The 18,160-nt window shown below is 68.7% G+C and carries 22 protein-coding genes; 14 read left to right on the top strand and 8 right to left on the bottom strand.

What is annotated here, in order from left to right:
- Positions 1–18: 18 nt before the first annotated feature.
- The gene (locus D0C15_RS06220; RefSeq protein WP_116041612.1) at positions 19–285 is read left to right on the top strand and encodes a YciI family protein; all 267 of its coding nucleotides are present in this window, start codon (positions 19–21) and stop codon (positions 283–285) included.
- Positions 286–464: 179 nt separating this feature from the next.
- Here D0C15_RS06220 and D0C15_RS06215 read toward each other — a convergent pair whose 3' ends face one another.
- Entirely contained in the window at positions 465–1,754 is a 1,290-nt protein-coding gene (locus D0C15_RS06215; protein WP_116041611.1) for a DUF445 domain-containing protein, read from the bottom strand.
- Positions 1,755–1,783: 29 nt separating this feature from the next.
- Between D0C15_RS06215 and D0C15_RS06210 the strand changes: the two genes are divergently transcribed.
- Positions 1,784–2,980: a pyridoxal phosphate-dependent aminotransferase gene (locus D0C15_RS06210; protein WP_116041609.1), complete on the top strand. Its 1,197-nt coding sequence runs from the start codon at positions 1,784–1,786 to the stop codon at positions 2,978–2,980.
- 26 nt (positions 2,981–3,006) lie between these two features.
- Here D0C15_RS06210 and D0C15_RS06205 read toward each other — a convergent pair whose 3' ends face one another.
- Positions 3,007–3,627, bottom strand: coding sequence for an RNA polymerase sigma factor (locus tag D0C15_RS06205; protein ID WP_245975597.1), 621 nt, complete (start codon positions 3,625–3,627; stop codon positions 3,007–3,009).
- Positions 3,628–3,893: 266 nt separating this feature from the next.
- Here D0C15_RS06205 and D0C15_RS34950 point away from each other — a divergent pair, with 266 nt between their 5' ends.
- A complete protein-coding gene (locus D0C15_RS34950) occupies positions 3,894–5,231 on the top strand; it encodes a hypothetical protein (protein ID WP_116041605.1) in 1,338 nt (445 codons plus the stop codon).
- Between the two features lie 503 nt (positions 5,232–5,734).
- On the opposite strand, the gene yczR is transcribed toward D0C15_RS34950, so the two are convergent.
- The gene (yczR, locus tag D0C15_RS06195; protein ID WP_162829914.1) at positions 5,735–7,198 is read right to left on the bottom strand and encodes a MocR-like transcription factor YczR; all 1,464 of its coding nucleotides are present in this window, start codon (positions 7,196–7,198) and stop codon (positions 5,735–5,737) included.
- A 61-nt stretch (positions 7,199–7,259) separates the two neighbouring features.
- Between yczR and yczE the strand changes: the two genes are divergently transcribed.
- Positions 7,260–7,901: a membrane protein YczE gene (yczE, locus tag D0C15_RS06190; RefSeq protein WP_116041601.1), complete on the top strand. Its 642-nt coding sequence runs from the start codon at positions 7,260–7,262 to the stop codon at positions 7,899–7,901.
- Here yczE and D0C15_RS06185 read toward each other — a convergent pair.
- Positions 7,898–8,443, bottom strand: coding sequence for a Clp protease N-terminal domain-containing protein (locus tag D0C15_RS06185; protein ID WP_116041600.1), 546 nt, complete (start codon positions 8,441–8,443; stop codon positions 7,898–7,900). The genes yczE and D0C15_RS06185 overlap by 4 nt on opposite strands.
- Before the next feature lie 4 nt (positions 8,444–8,447).
- Positions 8,448–8,654, bottom strand: a complete 207-nt coding sequence (locus D0C15_RS06180; protein WP_091671342.1) for a sigma factor-like helix-turn-helix DNA-binding protein — start codon at positions 8,652–8,654, stop codon at positions 8,448–8,450.
- Positions 8,655–8,719: 65 nt separating this feature from the next.
- On the opposite strand from D0C15_RS06180, the gene D0C15_RS06175 reads away from it, so the two are divergent.
- The 9 genes from D0C15_RS06175 to D0C15_RS06135 all read left to right on the top strand — a co-directional run bounded on the left by D0C15_RS06175 (position 8,720) and on the right by D0C15_RS06135 (position 15,989).
- Positions 8,720–9,487: a protein phosphatase 2C domain-containing protein gene (locus D0C15_RS06175; RefSeq protein WP_116041598.1), complete on the top strand. Its 768-nt coding sequence runs from the start codon at positions 8,720–8,722 to the stop codon at positions 9,485–9,487.
- Between the two features lie 129 nt (positions 9,488–9,616).
- Complete coding sequence (locus tag D0C15_RS06170; RefSeq protein ID WP_116041596.1) at positions 9,617–10,342, top strand: DUF998 domain-containing protein; 726 nt, start codon at positions 9,617–9,619, stop codon at positions 10,340–10,342.
- 121 nt (positions 10,343–10,463) lie between these two features.
- A complete protein-coding gene (locus D0C15_RS06165) occupies positions 10,464–11,024 on the top strand; it encodes a sigma-70 family RNA polymerase sigma factor (RefSeq protein WP_116041594.1) in 561 nt (186 codons plus the stop codon).
- On the top strand, positions 11,021–11,677 hold the full coding sequence (locus D0C15_RS06160) for an anti-sigma factor family protein (RefSeq protein ID WP_116041592.1): 657 nt from the start codon (positions 11,021–11,023) through the stop codon (positions 11,675–11,677). Before D0C15_RS06165 ends, D0C15_RS06160 begins: the two co-directional genes overlap by 4 nt.
- 89 nt (positions 11,678–11,766) lie before the next feature.
- A complete protein-coding gene (locus tag D0C15_RS06155; protein ID WP_162829913.1) occupies positions 11,767–12,777 on the top strand; it encodes a right-handed parallel beta-helix repeat-containing protein in 1,011 nt (336 codons plus the stop codon).
- Positions 12,778–13,028: 251 nt separating this feature from the next.
- Positions 13,029–14,402 (top strand): amidase, encoded by a 1,374-nt coding sequence (locus D0C15_RS06150; protein ID WP_116041588.1) that lies wholly within the window; start codon positions 13,029–13,031, stop codon positions 14,400–14,402.
- A complete protein-coding gene (locus D0C15_RS06145) occupies positions 14,399–14,956 on the top strand; it encodes a TetR/AcrR family transcriptional regulator (protein ID WP_116041586.1) in 558 nt (185 codons plus the stop codon). The genes D0C15_RS06150 and D0C15_RS06145 overlap by 4 nt, the downstream gene beginning before the upstream one ends.
- A gap of 77 nt (positions 14,957–15,033) precedes the next feature.
- Positions 15,034–15,630, top strand: a complete 597-nt coding sequence (locus D0C15_RS06140) for a hypothetical protein (protein ID WP_116041584.1) — start codon at positions 15,034–15,036, stop codon at positions 15,628–15,630.
- Positions 15,627–15,989 (top strand): transcriptional regulator, encoded by a 363-nt coding sequence (locus D0C15_RS06135; protein ID WP_211323102.1) that lies wholly within the window; start codon positions 15,627–15,629, stop codon positions 15,987–15,989. Before D0C15_RS06140 ends, D0C15_RS06135 begins: the two co-directional genes overlap by 4 nt.
- Here the strand turns inward: D0C15_RS06135 and D0C15_RS06130 are convergent.
- Positions 15,940–16,119 carry a DUF397 domain-containing protein gene (locus D0C15_RS06130; RefSeq protein ID WP_342768553.1) on the bottom strand — a complete coding sequence of 60 codons (180 nt, stop codon included), beginning with the start codon at positions 16,117–16,119 and terminating at the stop codon, positions 15,940–15,942. The two genes, D0C15_RS06135 and D0C15_RS06130, sit on opposite strands and share 50 nt — an antisense overlap.
- Complete coding sequence (locus D0C15_RS06125; protein WP_116041579.1) at positions 16,112–16,987, bottom strand: helix-turn-helix domain-containing protein; 876 nt, start codon at positions 16,985–16,987, stop codon at positions 16,112–16,114. The genes D0C15_RS06130 and D0C15_RS06125 overlap by 8 nt, the downstream gene beginning before the upstream one ends.
- Positions 16,988–17,102: 115 nt before the next feature.
- Between D0C15_RS06125 and D0C15_RS06120 the strand changes: the two genes are divergently transcribed.
- Positions 17,103–17,411, top strand: a complete 309-nt coding sequence (locus tag D0C15_RS06120) for a hypothetical protein (RefSeq protein ID WP_116041577.1) — start codon at positions 17,103–17,105, stop codon at positions 17,409–17,411.
- A gap of 220 nt (positions 17,412–17,631) precedes the next feature.
- On the opposite strand, the gene D0C15_RS06110 is transcribed toward D0C15_RS06120, so the two are convergent.
- Positions 17,632–18,117 (bottom strand): carboxymuconolactone decarboxylase family protein, encoded by a 486-nt coding sequence (locus D0C15_RS06110; protein WP_116041573.1) that lies wholly within the window; start codon positions 18,115–18,117, stop codon positions 17,632–17,634.
- Positions 18,118–18,160: the final 43 nt, after the last annotated feature.

The raw sequence follows: 18,160 nt of genomic DNA, 5'->3' as shown, positions 1-18,160 counted from the left end.
CGGCTCTACCGTCGCGGCATGTTCGTACTGGAGTTGTCGTTCAACGATCACCCCCGCCGCCTGGCCGCGCGGGCAGCCCATCGTCAGCGGTTGGCGGCGCTGCGCGCGGCCGGGCAGCTGGTGATGGCGGGACCCTGGCAGGACGATTCCGGGGCGCTGCTGGTGTTTCGCGCCGACCGCGCTGGCATGGACACGATCATGGCCGCCGATCCCTACTACACCACACCTGGCGTGACCGTAACCGCCCTGCGGCAATGGAAGCCGATAGTCGGCGATGCCCCATAGCGGTGCCCGGGGCCTGCTCGGCCACGGTCCGGGTTCCCCGGAATGGGGACAAACACCGGACTGCCTGTGGATAACCCGGTGGATAACTCGAACGTGTGTGGATAACTCGGCAGCGCTACCGCTGAACGAGCGAATGCGGTTATCCGGAGTGACGACGTAGCGTTCCTACCTGCGGTTCATCAGAACAGCAGTTGCGCGATCCCGTAGATCGCCACTCCGGCCAGCGCGCCGACCACGGTGCCGTTGATCCGGATGAACTGCAGGTCCCTGCCCACCTGGAGTTCCACCTTCCGGGAAGTCTCGGTCGCGTCCCACCGCTCCACGGTGTCGGTGATGATCGTGGTGATCTCGCTGGAGTAGTTGGTCACCACGTATGCGGCTGCACCCTCCACCCAACCGTCCACCTTGGCCGCCAGCGAGGCGTCGTGCACCAGTCGGTCACCGAGTTCACGCAACCCGGCCCGCACCCGTTTGCGCAGCTCGCTCGACGGATCCTCGGCCGCGTTGAGCAACAGCTCCTTCGCCGTCGACCACGCCGAGCCGATCAGTTTCTGCACCTCGGGATGCTCGATCACCTGCTGCTTGACCTGCTCGGCCCTGGCCATCGTCTCCGGGTCCTTCTGCAGATCCTGGGCGAACTCGGAGAGGAACTTGTCCAGCGCGAGGCGCATCGGGTGGTTGACGTCGGTCTTCACCGCCCAGGCGAAGGACAGCACCTCGCCGTACACCTTGTCCGCGAGCATCTCGTCGACGAACTTCGGCGACCACGACGGCGCGCGATCGGACACCACCCGCAGCATCGACGTGTGGTTGTCGCGCACCCACTCGTACGCACGGTCACACATCAGATCGACCAGCTTGTGGTGCGCACCGTCGGTGAAGACCTGGTCGAGCAGCTTGCCCAGCGGCGGACCCCACGGCTTGTCGATGATCTGCCGCGCGACCGCGTGCTCCATCACCGCCTGGACGTCCTCATCGCGCAGCACCCGCACCGCCGCACGCACGACCGTCGCCAGTTCCGAAGTCACCCGCTCGGCGTTGTCCTCCTGCGCGAGCCAGCCGCCGAGCCTGCGGGATGTCTCCACGCTGCGCAGCTTTTCCCGGACCACGTCCTCGGCCAGGAAATTGCTGCCGACGAAGTCACCGAGGCTGCTGCCGAGCGCGTCCTTCTTGTTCGGGATGATCGCGGTGTGCGGGATCTTCAGGCCAAGCGGATGACGGAACAGCGCCGTGACCGCGAACCAGTCGGCCAGCCCGCCGATCATGCCCGCCTCGGCCGCCGCGCGCACGTATCCGACCCAACCGGGCCAGCCCGCCGACTCGGCCCAGCTCGCCAGCAGGAACACCACCAGCGCCCCGAGCAGGAAGGACAGCGCCACCAGCTTCATCTTGCGCAGGCCGCGCCGCTTGGCCTCCTCACCGGCCAGGCCGCCCGGCGGCTCGGCCGGAACGCGAGTCAGTTGCTTCACCCCACCATTGTCCGTGAGGATCTGCCGATATGCGCGAACCAGCCCTCGTCCCTCGCCTCCGCCCGTTCACCTCGACCATCTTCGCGGAGATGACCGCGCTGGCCACGCGCACCAGCGCGGTGAACCTCGGCCAAGGATTTCCGGACACCGACGGTCCTGCCGGGATGCTCGACGCGGCCAAGAACGCACTGTTCAACGGCGCGAACCAGTACCCACCCGGCCCCGGACGGCCCGAGCTGCGCGCCGCGATCGCCGGGCACCGCACCCGCTACGGGCTGGACTACGACCCGGACAGCGAGATCCTCGTCACCACCGGCGCCACCGAGGCCATCGCGGCCAGCCTGCTCGCATTGACCGAGGCCGGGGACGAGGTGCTGGTCATCGAGCCGTACTACGACTCCTACGCCGCGTCGGTCGCCATGTCCGGGGCGACGCGGCGCGTCGTTTCACTGACCGAGGACCCCGAGACCGGCCGGTTCCGCCTCGACGTCGAAGCGGTGCGTGCCGCGGTCACCCCGGCAACCCGGGCGATCCTGGTCAACTCCCCGCACAACCCCACCGGCACCGTCTTCACCCGTGCCGAACTGGAAGCGCTGGCCGCCGTCTGCGTCGATCACGACCTCATCGCGATCACCGACGAGGTCTACGAACACCTGGTCTTCGACGAAGCCGAGCACATCCCGCTGGCGACGCTGCCCGGCATGGCCGAGCGCACGGTCTCGATCTCCAGCGCGGGCAAGACGTTCAACTGCACGGGCTGGAAGATCGGCTGGGTGTGCGCAAGGCCCGAACTGGTGGCCGCGGTCAAGGCGGCCAAGCAGTTCCTGACCTTCGTTTCCGGTGGGCCGCTGCAGCCCGCCGTGGCCCACGCTCTGGACCACGAGCTGGACTGGGTCGAACGGCTGCGCACCGATCTTGCGGGTAAACGGGACCGGCTCTCCGCCGGTCTCGCCGAGGCGGGATTCGCGGTCCGGCCCAGCTCGGGGACGTACTTCGTCTGCGCCGACGTCCGGCCACTGGGCTTCACCGATGCCGCGGACCTGGCCTGGCAGCTCCCGGAACGGGTCGGCGTGGCCGCCGTACCAGTGCAGGTGTTCACCGACCGGCCCCAGGACTGGAAGCACATCCTGCGGTTCGCGTTCTGCAAACGGGACGAGGTGCTCGACGAGGCGATCGCCCGGTTGCACAAACTGGGCCCGCCCGTCTCCCACCACCACCCAGGCTGAGGCGCTTCGCGAATCACCCACTCGGCTCAGCGCACGTCGCCACCGTCGAATCCGTCGGCGAGCAGCCGGACGCGCATCCTGCCGAAGCACCTCGTCCGCATCGGTCCAACACTGCCCGGCGCGATACGGAGTTCGGCGGCCAGTTCCGCATGGCTGAGGTCCGGCCGGGTGACCAGCAGCCACAGCAACTGCCGATGCCGTTTCGGCAAGCCGGCGAGGGCGCGCCAGAAGGCCCTGCGGCACTCCTCGGACATCAGCAGCGCCTCCGGCGAACGGGCGAACCTGGCGTCTCCCGTCCTGTCGAGTCGCGGGCACAGGTCGTGGCGGCGGCGCAGCAGCACCTGGACGGCCTGCCTGCGCGCCGTCGTGACCAGCCACGCAGGCAGACCCGCCGGATCCCGCAGCGACGGCAGGCGGGTGGCGAGCGCCAGCCAGGTCGATTGGCAGACGTCCCACGCGTCGGCCTCGTCCAACCGGTGGGCCCTGGCGACGGCCAGCACAAGGCCCGTGCCGTGACGTACGAGCAGAGCCCAGGCTCGCTGGTCACCACCCGCTGCTCGCAGACACACCTCACGCAGGTTCATGGCTCCTACCGCCTGTCCGTCGGACGCGGCCTTTTTGGCCACGTACTGCGACTGAGACGGCACGCAAAGTTCCACGGATCCGTATTGGACGAGGTCAGGGGCTAGTCGAGTAGATCTACTCAGGACATGTCCACAGTGCTCGAACGCACGCCGACGGGTACCCTCCGTGACCAGCAAGGAACCTGGCGCCACCGGTGCCGGTACGACGATTCGGCCAACTGGGCTGGATCGAACGCTGCAGAGGTGAAACACTCCCCAGCGGTGCTAGAAAAAGGACAGCCCAGGTAGAGCTGCTACCAGGCCAGTTGTGTCCCGACGAAGCAGCAGCGGTGCTCGAACGAGCCGAGGCCCGGACGGTGGTGGTGGCGATGCTGAGCAGGGGATCGGTTCTCCCGCTCGACGCCGGCCGTGCGCGCGTCCTGGCCAGGGTGTCGCTGGTGGTGGGACTGGGGGTGGCTGGCTGGCTGCTCGCCGTCACGCTGAGTTCTCCCGCGCTGGCCAGCGACGACACGGCGAACAACGGACGGTCGGGCTCCGACAGTACGTCCACGGCGCCCACTCCGGCTCCGAATGACGAGCCCGCCGAACCTGCCGAGCCCGCCGAACCCGCAGAGCCCGCCGAACCTGCCGAGCCCGCCGAACCTGCCGAGCCCGCCGAACCGGCGGAGCCCGCGGAACCTGCCGAGCCCGCGGAACCTGCCGAGCCCGCGGAGCCCGCGGAACCCGCCGAACCAGCGGAACCCGCCGAGCCCGCCGAGCCCGCCGAACCTGCGGAACCAGCAGAGCCTGCCGAACCAGCAGAGCCCGCCGAGAACAGCGAGGACGTCTCCGCTCCCGTCGAGCAGGACCCGGCCAAGCCGGACGAGGACAGCGAGGCTCCCGCCACCGAACACGGGCAGCCCGCGGACGAGGACTCCGGCCAAAGCGAGGGCGACTCGCTGGAGCACCGGGAACGCAAGACCCCCTCGGTCACCTTCGCCACCACGGAGCCCGCAGCCCAGTACAGCGGCGGCCTGCTCGGCGTGGTCGGCGGGACCGTAAACGGGCTGATGGGCACGGTCAGTGGCACCGTCGACGGGCTGGTCCACAGTGCGGGTTCCGTCCTCGACCCGATCGCGGGAGTCGGCGGCTCGATCGGACTGCCCCTGCCGGACATCCGAGTCCTGCCCGACCTCCGGGACGAAAACCCGCCAGCCGCGCCCCCGCCGGCATCGCCTGGCGACGACCCGTCCGAGAGTGCACCGACGGTGCAACAGCCGGACTTCCCGCGAACTCCTCCGGCTCCGGCGCAACCGGTCCCGAAGACCACTCCCCCTGCTGGGCAGGAACGCCAGCCCGCCGCACCGACACGACATCACCTGGACAACTGGCTCGCACAAGTAGCCGAACCAGCGATCGATACCGACGACGCGGGCGACACGAACGCGTCGAAGGGGTCCGGCGGCAGTCCAGGTGACACGCCGTTCTCGCCCGCGCACACCGCTCCAGCGGGGCCGACCGGTCACGCGCACGCGGGCGCCGACAACTCCGCAGGCGGGCGCCAGCCGCTCGCCGTGCTCGGCTCGGCCGCGAACACCACGCAGCTGCGCATGTTGGGCACCAGCCGTGATCTCGCGGCCGAGGGCGCAAGCAGGGATGCCGCGCTGCCCACCACCTCCCCCGACTGACTTCCGCCCCGTTCAGCCGGGACCGCCGCGTCCAAACCAAGATCAACTTCTCTTGATCCGCCCGCGCGCAGCCGTTGTCAACAGCGCGAATCCGGGCGTAAGGGGCATTCATGAGTGACCGTCAGCGTGAGCTACTCGGGAACGACGCTGATCGATGTGCAGCCCGCCGGCGAGTGAGGCAAGAGGCATGAACACACACATCACACAACTTCCCGCCCGGCCGACCGCGCCAGGCCGGGTCGGGACCCGGTCCTGGCGTCGCGCTGCCCCCGCGACGCCAGGACCCACCACAGGCGCGTTTCGGACGTTCCTACTCACCGCGCCGAGCAGGAACACCAGTCCGATGCGCGTCTGAGTCGCAGGCGCTTGCCGGCGCGTCGAGGGGCTGCGCCGGTAAGCAGCCGCGACATACAGCCGGTGCGCTGGATGACCAGCCGTCTCACGTCCCTGGAGAGACGGACCGGTATCCAGCGCACCGGCTGTTTTCTGTCCGGATCAGGTGATCACGCCACCGGAGTGTCGATCGCGAGTTCTCCCGCGGCGGACGAACGCAACGACGCCGCCGCCGCACTCACCCGCCGCATCGCCTCGTACAGCTGGTCGACAGGCTGACTGAACGGCAGCCGGACCCAGCCCTCGAGACCGCCATCGGTACCGAAGCGCGGCCCCGGCGCGAGCTGTACCCCGTGGTTGACCGCGGCGACCGCGAGGCGGGTGCTCACCGGCTCCGGCAGCCGGCACCACAACGAGAGCCCACCGGACGGCAGGCGGAACGACCACTGCGGGCAGTACGTCGCAACCGCGTCGGCCAGCGCGTCCCGCCGGGCTCGCATCTCCTCCCTGCGCGTCCGGAGCACGGAGTCCGGAACGGTGAGCAGCTCCGCGAGGACCAGTTGCTCGAACACCGGGGAGCCGAGGTCGAGGGTGTACCTGGCCGCCGTGAGCCGGCCGAGCATCTCCTCGGAAGCCCGGATCCAGCCGAGCCGAAGCCCTCCCCAGTGCGACTTCGCCGCCGAGCCGACGGTGATGGCCCAGTCGCCCGCGAAGGCGGCCAGTGGCGGCGGACCCGAAACCGGATCCCCTTCCAGGTCCAGTTCGGCGTGGGTCTCATCCACGACGACCGGTGTACGGGCTTTGGCCAGCACGGAGCCGAGGCGCTGCCTGCCCGCAGCGTCGAGCCGGAGGCCGGTCGGGTTCTGGAAATCGACAAGCAGGTAGGCCAGCCGGGGGGCCGCCTGCCGGAGTGCGGCTTCGATCCCGTCGATGTCCCACCCGCCGTCCCTGCCGCTGGGGTCGACACCGACGGGAACCGCGAGGGCGTGGGCAGCGCGGATCGCTTCCAGGGCGTTCGGATAGCTGGGCCGGTCGACCAGCACCCGGTCTCCCGGACCAGTCAGGGTGCGCAGCGCCAGAACGAACGCATGGTGGGCACCGTTGGTCACCAGCACCTGCGCCGGGCTCGTCGGCAATCCCCTCGCGGTGTAGCGCTCGGCGATCCTGGCACGCAGGTCCGGTAGCCCGACGTCGCTGTAGCCATGCCCGGCGAGTTCGTCGCAGAGCCGTCGTCTGGCCACGTCGACGGCCGGCATCAGCCCGGCGACGGCGGGCGGGGAAGCTCGGGCAAGGTCGATCAGGCCTGTTCCCTCGGGCTGGACCGGATCGAGTCCGCTGCGGCGCGGCGTGGTGATCCACGACCCGGCGCCGCGCCGGCTCGCCACGAGTCCATCCGCACGCAGCCGGTCCAGCGCGGCTCCGACCAGTGTCCGGCTCACGCCGAGCGCGTCCGCCATCTCGCGTTCGGCAGGCAGCCGGGTGCCCGGGGTGAGTTGCCCGTCCAGTACCTGCATCTCTACGGCGGCGGCCAGATCGGCGGCACCACGCCGGGAGCCGCCGTTACGCCAGGAGCCCAGCACCATGGCCAAGCGGCGCCCTGATACCCGGCCACCCGGTGGAATGTCGCGGTTCATGAGACCAATTATTCAGAATTGGCTATGGTAAAGCCAGCCAATTCAGCAGATAGTAGTTCTCGTGGCTCAGGTTGATCTCTTCCCCGTTCGCGTGTCCGTCCACCCTTCGCGCAGGCTGACCCAGCTGGTACTCGGCCTCCTCCTGTACGGCGCGAGCGCGGGCATGCTCACCAGGGCCGACCTGGGCCTCGACCCGTGGAACGTGCTGCACGAGGGCCTCACGAAGCTGACCGGACTGACCTTCGGCACGATCATCGCGATCAGCTCGGTGGCCGTGCTGCTGTTGTGGATCCCGCTGCGTCAGCGGCCGGGGATCGGCACGGTCCTGAACGTCATCATCATTTCGGTGACGGTCGACCTGACCAGGGCGGTGCTGCCCGAGCAGCAGGTACTCGGCTGGCAGATCGTGCTGCTGGTCGGCGGCGTGGTGCTCAACGGCCTGGCTACGGCCGCGTACGTCGGCGCGCGGCTCGGCCCGGGACCTCGGGACGGCCTGATGACCGGACTCGCCGCTCGAACCGGCCGATCGGTGCGACTGGTGCGTACCGGCATCGAGGTCACCGTGCTGGCTACGGGCTGGCTACTCGGCGGAACGGTCGGCATCGGCACAGCGCTGTACGCACTGGCGATCGGGCCGCTGGTCCAGGCTTTCCTCCCGCTGGTGACCTACCGGTACCGACCGGTGGAAGCCGAACTCGGTTAGCCCGCGCGCTCACGGGCGAGCGCCTGACGCACGGCGGCATGGTCGGCGCCGTGCGCTTGCAGCAAGTCGGCGACGGGGCCCGGCATGGTCGTCAGCGCGAGCAACAGGTGCTCGACGCCGATGTGCTTGTGCCCGAGTTCCAGCGCTTCGGTCAGGGTGAGTTCCAGTGCTCGCTTCGTCTCGTCGGCGAACGGGATGTGCTCGGACCCGAACCAGCGTCGTTTACGCGGACGCCCGGCGCCCGCGAGCGCGTTCTCCCCGTGAACCCGCTCGACGCGCTCGACGATCCGCTCGACGTCGATGCCGAACTCCTCCAGCGCCGCGACGTCGGACTCGCTGATCCCGCCCCTGCGTCGATCCCGGGAGAGGTCCGCGGCCAGCACGTCCGGCTGGAGGTCGAGCTCGGCCAGTAGCCCGGCGTTGGTGTCGAGCAGCGCCAGCAGCAGGTGCTCGGGCTCGATCCGCTCGGCGAGCAGCCGGACGGCGTGGGTCTGGGCGTCGATCACGGCGACGCGTGCCTCTCGGGTGAATCTCTCGAACATCTGCCTACCTCCCGTACTTCTTGTGCACGGCCTGCCTGCTCACGCCCAGCTCCGTGGCGATCTCCTGCCACGACCAGCCGTTCACTCTGGCGCTGCGGACCTGCACCGCCTCCAGTTGCTCCAGCAGCCGCCGCAGCGCGGCGACCGCACGCAGGCCCACCCGGGGGTCACGGTCGCCGACCTGTGCGGCGAGATCGGTTACTTCGGTCATGGCTGTCAATTTAGGTTGACACCACTGACCTGTCAACCTCGGTTGACGCCAGCTAATGTCGAGAGGTGCCCGACATCGACATCGACATCGCCGAGCAGGCAGGCGTTGGTGCGGACGGCAGGCCGCGCCCTACCGAGGACCACGTGGTGGTGCTGGACAACGCCGTGGTCCTGCTCGACGGAGCGACCTCACCGTCACCCGACCTGCCCAGCGGCGGCTGGTACGCCGGGCTGCTCACCGAACGGCTCGCGGCGGGACTGCGCGCCGCGCCGGACGCCGACCTCGCACAACTGCTCTCGTCCGCGATCGCCGAGGTCGCCGACGAACACGAGTTGCGGATCGGCAACTCCCCTTCGAGCACAGTGGCGATGCTGCGGTGGACGGATATGCGGGTCGACGCGCTGGTACTGGCCGACAGCCCGATCGTCGCGTTCAGTGCGGCAGGCGTACATGTCGTCTCCGACAACCGGATCGCGGAACTTCGAGGAGGCGGGAAGCTTCGGACGGGCGCAGACGTGCGGGCGCAGCGCAACGCCAGCGGTGGTTTCTGGGTCGCCGAAGCCGACCCTGGCGCGGCCGAGCACGCGGTGCGGGCGAGTTGGCCGCGCGCCGAACTCGAAACCGTGCTGCTGGCCACCGACGGCGTGGCGGTCGGTGTGGACGAGTACCGCATCCTGGACTGGCCGCAGGTGCTGAAACTGGCACGGACACAGGGTGCGCGCGCCGTTCTCGACGCCGTGCGCGCGGCCGAGCTCGACGATCCACACGCGACTCGCTGGCCGCGGCCGAAGCGGCATGACGACCAGGCGCTGGCGTTGATCCACTTCCGCTGACCACGCCCCGTCGTGGGCATCGCACTTTCCCGGGAAAGCGCGAGCCGGGATCGTCGCTACGGGTGTTCTCAGGGGTGAATCAGGGACTTCCCGGATCACACGGATCACACTTTTCGCCAGGCTTGGCACATGAGCGACATGGGGGCGCGAAGAGCCGAGGTCATCAGTCAGGACACAAGCAGAACCCGGCCGTGGATCGTGACTTCGGCTTCGGCGATCGGCTGGGCGCTGTTCACGATGGTGATCCTGCATGTGGTGAGTTCGCACGATCCGGTGCTGGACACGATCAGCAGCTATGCCTTCACCGAACAGGGAAGCGGGCTACTGGAAGCCAGCGTGTTGTCCCTCGCGATCGGCTCACTCGCGCTGCTCGGCGCGCTGACAGCCGCCGGGGTGGCAGTGGGCCGGACGGGCGCGATCCTGTTGATCACCTGGTCGCTCGGCCTGGCCACGGCGGCGCTGTTTCCTGCGGACTTCGCCGACACCGTCGACGTGACGACCGGGCGCGTCCACCAGTACGCGAGCCTGCTCGCCTTCCTCAGCCTGCCCGGCGTGGGTTTCGCGATCGCGGATGGCCTGCGCGGTGCGACGGGCATGGCACGCTGCCGCGTACTGCTGCTGCGGGCCTCCTGGATCGGTGTCCTCAGCCTCGGCGTGTTCGGACTCAGCTACGTCCTCGACGCGATCGGCGAAGTCCCCGTCCTGTGGCAGCTCTCCGCGACCCTGCCCGTAGGCCTGGCCCAGCGCTTTGCCCTCCTCGCCGACCTGGCGCTCCTGGCCACCCTCATCCTGGTCGCCACCAGAGCACCGAGGGCGTCTGCAAGTACCCCCAAGCAAGATCCACAAGGTCGCTAGCTACCACCAAGCGACCGCTGGAGCACCAATCCTCAGCGTTGTTGGCCACGGATTTCTCCGAGAACGGTGAACGCGCTCGCCTGCAGCGCCGTAGACAGGGCCAAACCGTGAAGGAGGGGCGATGAGCCGACCGCGCCTGCGTGCTGTGAGAGCACACTCGGGGGAACAGGACCTGCGCCTCGAGGACGGGATCCGGGCTGCCTACGACGCTCACGGCGCGGAGTTGTACCGCTTCGCGGTTCGGCAGTTGCGCGACGAGGGCGCGGCACAGGACGTGGTGCAGGAGGTCTTCGTCCGCGCATGGCGCAATGCGGACACGTTCGACCCCGCGGTGGCGAGCCTGCGCGTCTGGCTGTTCGCCATCGCGCGGCACGCGGTGATCGACCAGGTGCGCCGGACGCGGGCGCGCGTGACTCTGGTGTCGGAGGATCATCTCGGCCAGGCGGGCGAGAGCACTCCGGGGTTCGACGAGGCGGTCATGACCGGCTGGCTGCTCGAGGAGGCACTGCGCAGGCTCACTCCGGAACACCGAGGCGCGGTGGTGCACACCTATCTACGCGGACGGTCATACGCGGAGGTGGCCGCCGAGCAGGGCGTTCCGGTGGGCACCTTACGCAGCCGGGTGTTCTACGGACTGAAGGCGTTACGGCTGGCGTTGGACGAGATGGGAGTCGAGCCATGAGCGAACGGAACCACCGCGCGCTGCGGGAGAGTCTGGGCGCCTATGTGCTGGATCAGCTTGATCCTGCTGAGCGCCTCGCCGTCGAGGCCCACCTCGACGGCTGCACCGACTGCCGCGCCGAACTGGCGGAACTTGCCCCACTCGCAACGCAACTGCGCACCGTCGATCCGGACCGGCTGGACAGCCTTCCCCAGCCACCCGCCGAACTACGGGAACAGGTGCTGGAGCGCATCCGCGCGGAGCCTCCGGCGCGCCGGAGTCGTCCACGATGGACGGTGCCAGCTGCGGCGGCCGCTGTCGCGCTGCTCCTTGGCGGTCTTGCGGGCTACGTCCTGGCGCCCGATCCGCCCTTCGTGCCGACCGAGGACGTTCGCGTCGTCACCAGCGCCCCCGGGCTCCAGGTTCAGGCGCAGGTCGTGCCACACACCTGGGGCGTCGAGGTGAAGCTGATCGGGACCGGATTCGAATCGGGATCAAGGTACGAGGTGGTCGTGCTCGACGAGTCGGGAACACCCCAGGATGCGGGTGAGTTCGTCGGCGTCGGTGCGCAAGAGATGCGCTGCAATCTCAACAGTGCCGTACTGCGCGCCGACGCCACCGGGTTGCAGGTGCGCGACGCCGCCGATCGCACGGTGCTGGCTGCCGAGTTCTGAACCAACTTCACCCCGGCGATGAACGGGGCGAACCCCGGCGACGTATCCAGCTTCGTCACGACATCGATACTCCCGAGAGGATCAGCACGATGCGTACCTCTGTTACCCGTGGGCTCGCCGGTTTACTCGCAGGCGGACTTGCCATGACCATGTCCGGCACGGCGATCGCCGCACCGGCATCGCAGTTGAGCACGGCGACCAACACCGGCACAACGAGCGGCTTCTTCGACCGCCTGCTCGACAACACACTGGGCGGCCTGCTCGGTGGCGGCTATCGCGTCAACACCACATCGGACAGCGCAGACGTAAGACCGGGTGACCGAATCTGCGCGGACGCCAGCGGACGCTGCTCGTTGCGGGCTGCGGTGCAAGAAGCCAATCACCGCAAGGGAGCGACGAAGATCACTTTGCGCGCACACACCACATACCGGCTCACCATTGCCGGGCCGGGGGAAGACGCGGCGGCGACCGGAGACCTCGACGTCATCGGACGACTGTCCATCAGGGGCAATGACGCGCGGGTCGACGCGGGCGGGCTGGACCGCGCCTTCGACGTGATCGGTGGCCGCCTCGACGTCGACGATCTGACGGTGACCGGCGGTACCCCGCCGGAGGGCGAAAGCGGCGGCGGGTTCCGTAGCACCGGCACGCTCAAGATCACCGACTCCGTGCTCCACGGCAACGTCGTCACCGGGACCGGCGCGTCCGGCGGCGGCGTCTTCAACGACCAGGGGGTGCTGAAGATCGAGCGCAGTACCCTGCACGACAACGCGGCGACCAGGGCGGGTGGTGGAATCGAGGCGAACGCGGGCGACACCCGGCTCAAGACGGTCACGTTGCGCGCGAACCGCACGGGAGCGGCTCCCGGCAACGGCGGCGGTCTGCATGTGACCGGGGCCGGAACGGTCACCGTTCATCGCAGCCTCGTCGAGGGCAACACCGCGGCCGCCGAGGGTGGCGGGCTCTGGAACTCCGCGACCGGCACCATGACCGTGACTTCGACGCGAATCACGGACAACTCCGCCCCCAAGGGTCCTGATGTGTTCAACGTCGGCGGGACGTTCACCATCGACGGCGAGGCGGTGCCGCCGACGACGTAGGTCACGCGGCGAGTCGCGGGGCCACTTCCGGTCCCGCGCCTCGCCAGTCAATCAGCGCAACACGGTCTCGCCGTGATCGGTGGCGATCCGCGATTCATTCTGGCCGGTGCGTCGGCGTCCGTCATCCGCCTGCAATCCGCCGCACTTGGTGGCACTTAGCGACGCTGTCGATCTTGCTTGGGGGTACTTGCAGGCCCTCCAGATGTCGGGGACGGTGGTATCGTTCGTTCGAACGAACGAGAGGCGTCGGGATGGGTATCGGGGTTGGGTTCGAGGGGTTGGCGGAGCAGGCGGGGATGCTGGCGGAGGGGCGGGTGTCCGCCGTTCGGCTCGCTACCGAGACTTTCGAACGGATCGAACGGGCGCAGCCGACGCTGAACGCGTTCCGGTTCCTGCGTCAGGAGCAGGCGATGGCGGAGGCTGCCTTGGCGGATCGGCGGCTGGCCGCGGGTGAGCGCGCGCCGTTGCTCGGGGTGCCCGTCGCGATCAAGGACGACGTGGACATCGCGGGCCTGCCGACTGCGTTCGGTTGCGCGGGCGATTTTCCCTTGCGGGACAACGACTCCGAGGTCGTCCGGCGACTCAAGGACGCCGGGGCGGTCATCGTCGGCAAGACGAACACACCGGAGATCGGCCAGTGGCCGTTCACCGAGGGCTCCGCCTTCGGCTCCACCCGCAACCCCTGGCACACCGGCTACTCCCCCGGCGGCTCGTCCGGTGGGTCAGCGGCTGCCGTGGCCGCCGGGCTCGTGCCCGCCGCGCTGGGCTCCGACGGCGCGGGCTCGGTGCGGATTCCGGCCGCCTGGAACAACCTCGTCGGTATCAAGACGCAACGCGGCCTCGTACCCAGCGCGCCGGAGCCGGAACTCTTCCACGGCCTGACCGTCATCGGTCCGCTGGCCAGAACCGTTGCCGACGCCGCATTGCTGCTCGACGTCGTCGCGGGCACCGGCCGCCGCCATCAGGATGCGGCGATGCGCAGGCCGGACCGTCTGCGCATCGGCCTGTCCACCCGAATCCCCTTCACCGCAACGAAAACGCGGCTCGATCCGGTGGTTCGCCGAGCGGTCGCCCGGCTCGCGGGAGCACTGACCGAACTCGGCCACGAGGTCGTCCCGGCCGAGCCACGCTACGGCCTGATCGGACTGGACTTCCTGCCGCGCTCACTCGCCGGGGTGCACGACTGGGTGGACCGCGTGCCCGACACGGCCGCGCTCGATCCGCGAACCAGGGCCAACGCCCGGACCGGATCCTGGCTCGGCGGTGCCGCATTGCGTTTGTCCCGCAAGGCGGAACCGTTGCTGCACCGACAGGTCGGCGCCGTCTTCCGCGACGTCGACGTGCTGCTCGCGCCGACCACCGCGACCCCGCCCCCACGCGTGGGCAGGTTCGACGGGCTCACCGGGTGGCAGACCGACCAGGCGATGATCGCCGCCTGCCCCTACGCCTGGCCGTGGAACGTGCTGGGCTGGCCGGGGGTCAACGTGCCCGCCGGCCTCACGCCCGACGGCCTGCCGCTCGGTGCGCAGTTACTCGGCCAGGAAGGCACCGAGGAACGGCTGATCTCGCTGGCCGCGGAACTGGAGGCCGGACAACGTTGGCACGAACGAAAGCCGACGTTGTGAGCACTCGGGCAACCATCCTTCGTTCGGCACTGCGGGTGATCGGCGAGCGGGGTGTGGCCGGATTGACCAACCGCCGGATCGCCGCCGAGGCCGGGGTTTCGCTCGGTTCACTGACCTACCACTTCCCGAGTCAGACCGAGTTGCTGCGTGCGGCGATGCTGCTTTTCGCCGAGGACGAGACCCGGCAGTTGGCCGGACTCGCGCAGGCGCAGCGTGGCGAGAACCTGTCCGTGCAGGAAGCCGCCGCGACGGTCGAGCGCGTGCTGGAGCAGATGACCTTCGGCACCGACGAGATCGCCCCACTGGAGTTGTACCTGCAGGCCGGGCGGGATCCCGCACTGCGCGATGCGACGCAGCGGTGTTTCGCGGCCTACGACGAACTGACGCTGACCATCCTGCGCACGCTCGGTGTGCCCGACGCCGAGCGGCTCGCAGGTCCGGTTGTGGCGCTGATTGCCGGGCTGCAGTTACGCAGGCTGGCGACCGGCACCACCAGCGCGACCCCGGCAGCGGACTCACTGCTCATGCTGATTCGGGGTGCGGCGACCGACTGAACCTTTCTCGGTTTGCATTGCAAACCGGTTTGAGTCGCTGTACGGTCGGCCTCTGTCAGTAATCCTGGGGAGGAATCGTGATCGACCGCGCCGAGCTGGAAAGAGTCCGCTTCGTCAGCGCACACTTCGAGTACCTGCAGGGACTCGCGGTCTTGCCGGTACTCAGCTGGATCAGCCTGTCGATGGCTTGGGCCGCCGGCTGGATCACCGGCTGGATCACCGGCTGGATCGTTCTGGCCACGATGCCGCTGTTCGCGGTCGCGACCACCGCGGCGCTCAGGCACTACCGCCGCACCTACGGTCAGGTGCGACAGCCCGAGAGCAAGGCACACAAAGGCGTGCTGCTCTGGCCCACCGCCGCCGTCATCGCCGCAATGCTCCTGGTGGGCAGCCTCGACCTCACGCTGCCGATCAGCATCGAGGGCGTCGTTCTGGCAGGCGCGACGCTGGCGGGAGCCTGGTTCCTGCGCCCGCTCGCCCCGGCGATGCTGCTGGTGGGCGTCGCGGCGCTGACCGTGAGCCTGTTCCCCCTCGGCGCCCCCGAAGGACCACATCCGTTGTCCCGCACCGAGATGTGGATCCTTGCGCTCTGCGTGACCGGTGCCGTGGTGCAGGTATGGGGTCACCTGCTGCTGCGGCGCACCCTGGGATCAAGGGAGGCCACGAGCGCGTGAGCGGACCGTTCGAGGAACTCGCCGGACTGGACAAACTGATCCACGAACCCGCCCGGCTGGCGATCACCACCGCGCTCAGCGCGTGCGAGCAGGCCGACTTCCTGTTCCTGCAACGACTCACGGGGCTGTCGAAGGGCAACCTGTCCGCGCATCTCAGCAAACTGGAGACGGGCGGGCTGGTGACGATCAGCAAGCGGTTCAGCGGCAAGCGCCCAGAGACATGGGTTCGGCTGACAGGTGAGGGCAGCAAGGCGTTGGCCGCACACTGGGAACGGCTCGACGCGCTGCACAAGCAGGCGCGCGACTGGACTAACGCACCTGGTCGAGAAGGGCATGCCAGGGCACCCGAGGCACGGTGAGGGCGCCGCCGGGCCGGTCCTTGGTGTCGCGGACCAGCACCTGGTCGGCACGGTGCCCGATCTCGACGCAGTCACCGCCGTTGGTGCTGTAGCTGCTGGTGCGCCAAGCGATGCCGTCCAGTTCACCCATGTTCATCGCAATCCTCTCCCGAGGGGTACAGCTCGGTTGCCAGGCTGGCAATGAGCTCCCGCGATTGTCCCTCATCCAGCGCCCTATTCGCGAGGCCGCGCAAAACGCGGCGGTAGGCGGCAATTTCCACGGGCTCCTCAAGGAAGAGGCAGGACGTCTCGGTGTCGAGATAGACCACGGGCTTGAACTCCGCGAACTCCATGAACTCGAACTGCCCGGCGATGGCGGGGTGCCCGCCGACTGCGGCGGGCACCACTCGAATGGCGACTTGTGGGCGTACCGACAATCGCAACAGGTGATGCAACTGATCCGACATCACAGCTCTGCCGCCTATGGGGAGACGAAGCACGAACTCATGGACGAAAAAGTCGAACTGCACTGGCGGCCTTCTGCTGATCAGGCTCTGCCTGGCCAGCCGCGCGGCAACCCTGTCCTCGATCTCATCAGCGGGCGCGTTACCGGTCTCGGTCATCAGCTCCCGCGCGTAGTCCCCGGTCTGCAGCAATCCGGGCACCACAACCGGTTGGAACTGTCCGATGCTCACCGCCTTGTCCTCGTGGTCGATGAGCGTGCGGAGTTGCTTCGGCAGGCGGTCTCCGTGCTGCTGCAACCAACCCGGCGTGGCCTGGTCGCGAGCAAGCCGGATCAGCCGTTCGCGCTCGTCCCCCTTCACCTCGCAGATGGCGAGGATGCTCACCACTTCCATTTCCGTTCCGCCACGTTTTCCGGTCAGAATCCGGGAAACCCGGCTCTGCGACCAGCCGAGTTTGCGGCCGATCTCGCTGCCGCTTACTCCAGCCCTGCGCATCACGGCACGCACCCCCTCACCTAGCTCCCGGCTGCGGACTGTGGTTTCGCGATCCTCCATACGGTCGAAAGTAGACCGCGCGCAAGTGGTGCCGTGGCGGCGCGCGGGCATATCCCCCGAAGAGGCGCGGGTATGTCCGCAGGACACAGGGTTTGCTTGTAGCGGGAGGCAAACCATGACCACAGTTCCCGCCGCACTGGCGGATGCCTACGCGTTGCTACGCGACGATCTGTACGACCATCTCGACCGCGCGGAGTTCCTCGCCATGCGGTGCACCCGCTGGGACGCCCAGGACACCGCGACGGCGCGCAGGCTCATCCCGGACCTCGTTGACGTCGTGCGTGCGGCGCTGGCAGAGCACGAAACAGGGCCGCACGGCCGTTGTCGAGGTTGTCATCAGGCCTGGCCGTGCGGCACCGTCCGGGAGATCCACCGCACGATCAAAGACACCGAGCGGGTAATCGTCACGTTGAGTGCGTCGTGACCCTCGTCTTCGCGCGACTCCTACGCGAACACGCGCGCGGCGAGAGCGAGCGAGTCGTACATCTGATCCGCCTGCCGGGCGACGGCGTCATCCCCTCGCACCTCGCCGCGCAATGCGGCGCACGCTTCGAGCCGTACGTTCTGGAAAGCCTCCCGCGTCCCGGCGGCGCCCCCTGTGTCCCCTGCTTGGCAGCGGCGCCGGGCGGGGATTCGTCAGCCGATCAGTTCATCATCTCGTCGAACATGCCGGGCTCGTAGGAACCACCCTTCTGGTGCACGATCACGGCGAGCCGGTTGGCCGCGTTGATCAGCGCGACCAGGGCGACCAGTGCCGCGATCTGGTCGTCGTCGTAGTGCTTACGGACGTGGCTCCAGGTCTCGTCGGACACGCCGTCATGGGCGTCGGCGAGCCGGGTGCCCTCTTCGGCGAGTGCCAGCGCGGCCTGCTCGGCCTCGGTGAACACAGTGGACTCCCGCCAGGCGGCGACCAGGTTGAGCCGGACCGAGGTTTCCCCGGCGGCCGCGGCCTCCTTGGTGTGTGCGTCGATGCACCACCCACAGCCGTTGATCTGGCTCGCACGCAGCGACACCAGTTCCTGCGTGGACTTCGGCAGCGGCGACTGGGTGATCACCGTTCCGGCATTGGCGAAACGCTTGGCGAACTTGAGAGCGATCTCGTTGTCGAACATGTTGAATCGGATGTCCATGATCTGGCCTCATTCCTGATGTCGCGTGAACGAACACCAGATG

Origin of the sequence: Amycolatopsis palatopharyngis (assembly GCF_003385185.1) — a bacterium.
Classification (GTDB): Bacteria; Actinomycetota; Actinomycetes; order Mycobacteriales; family Pseudonocardiaceae; genus Amycolatopsis; species Amycolatopsis palatopharyngis.
This window is presented reverse-complemented; position numbering and strand designations above follow the sequence as displayed.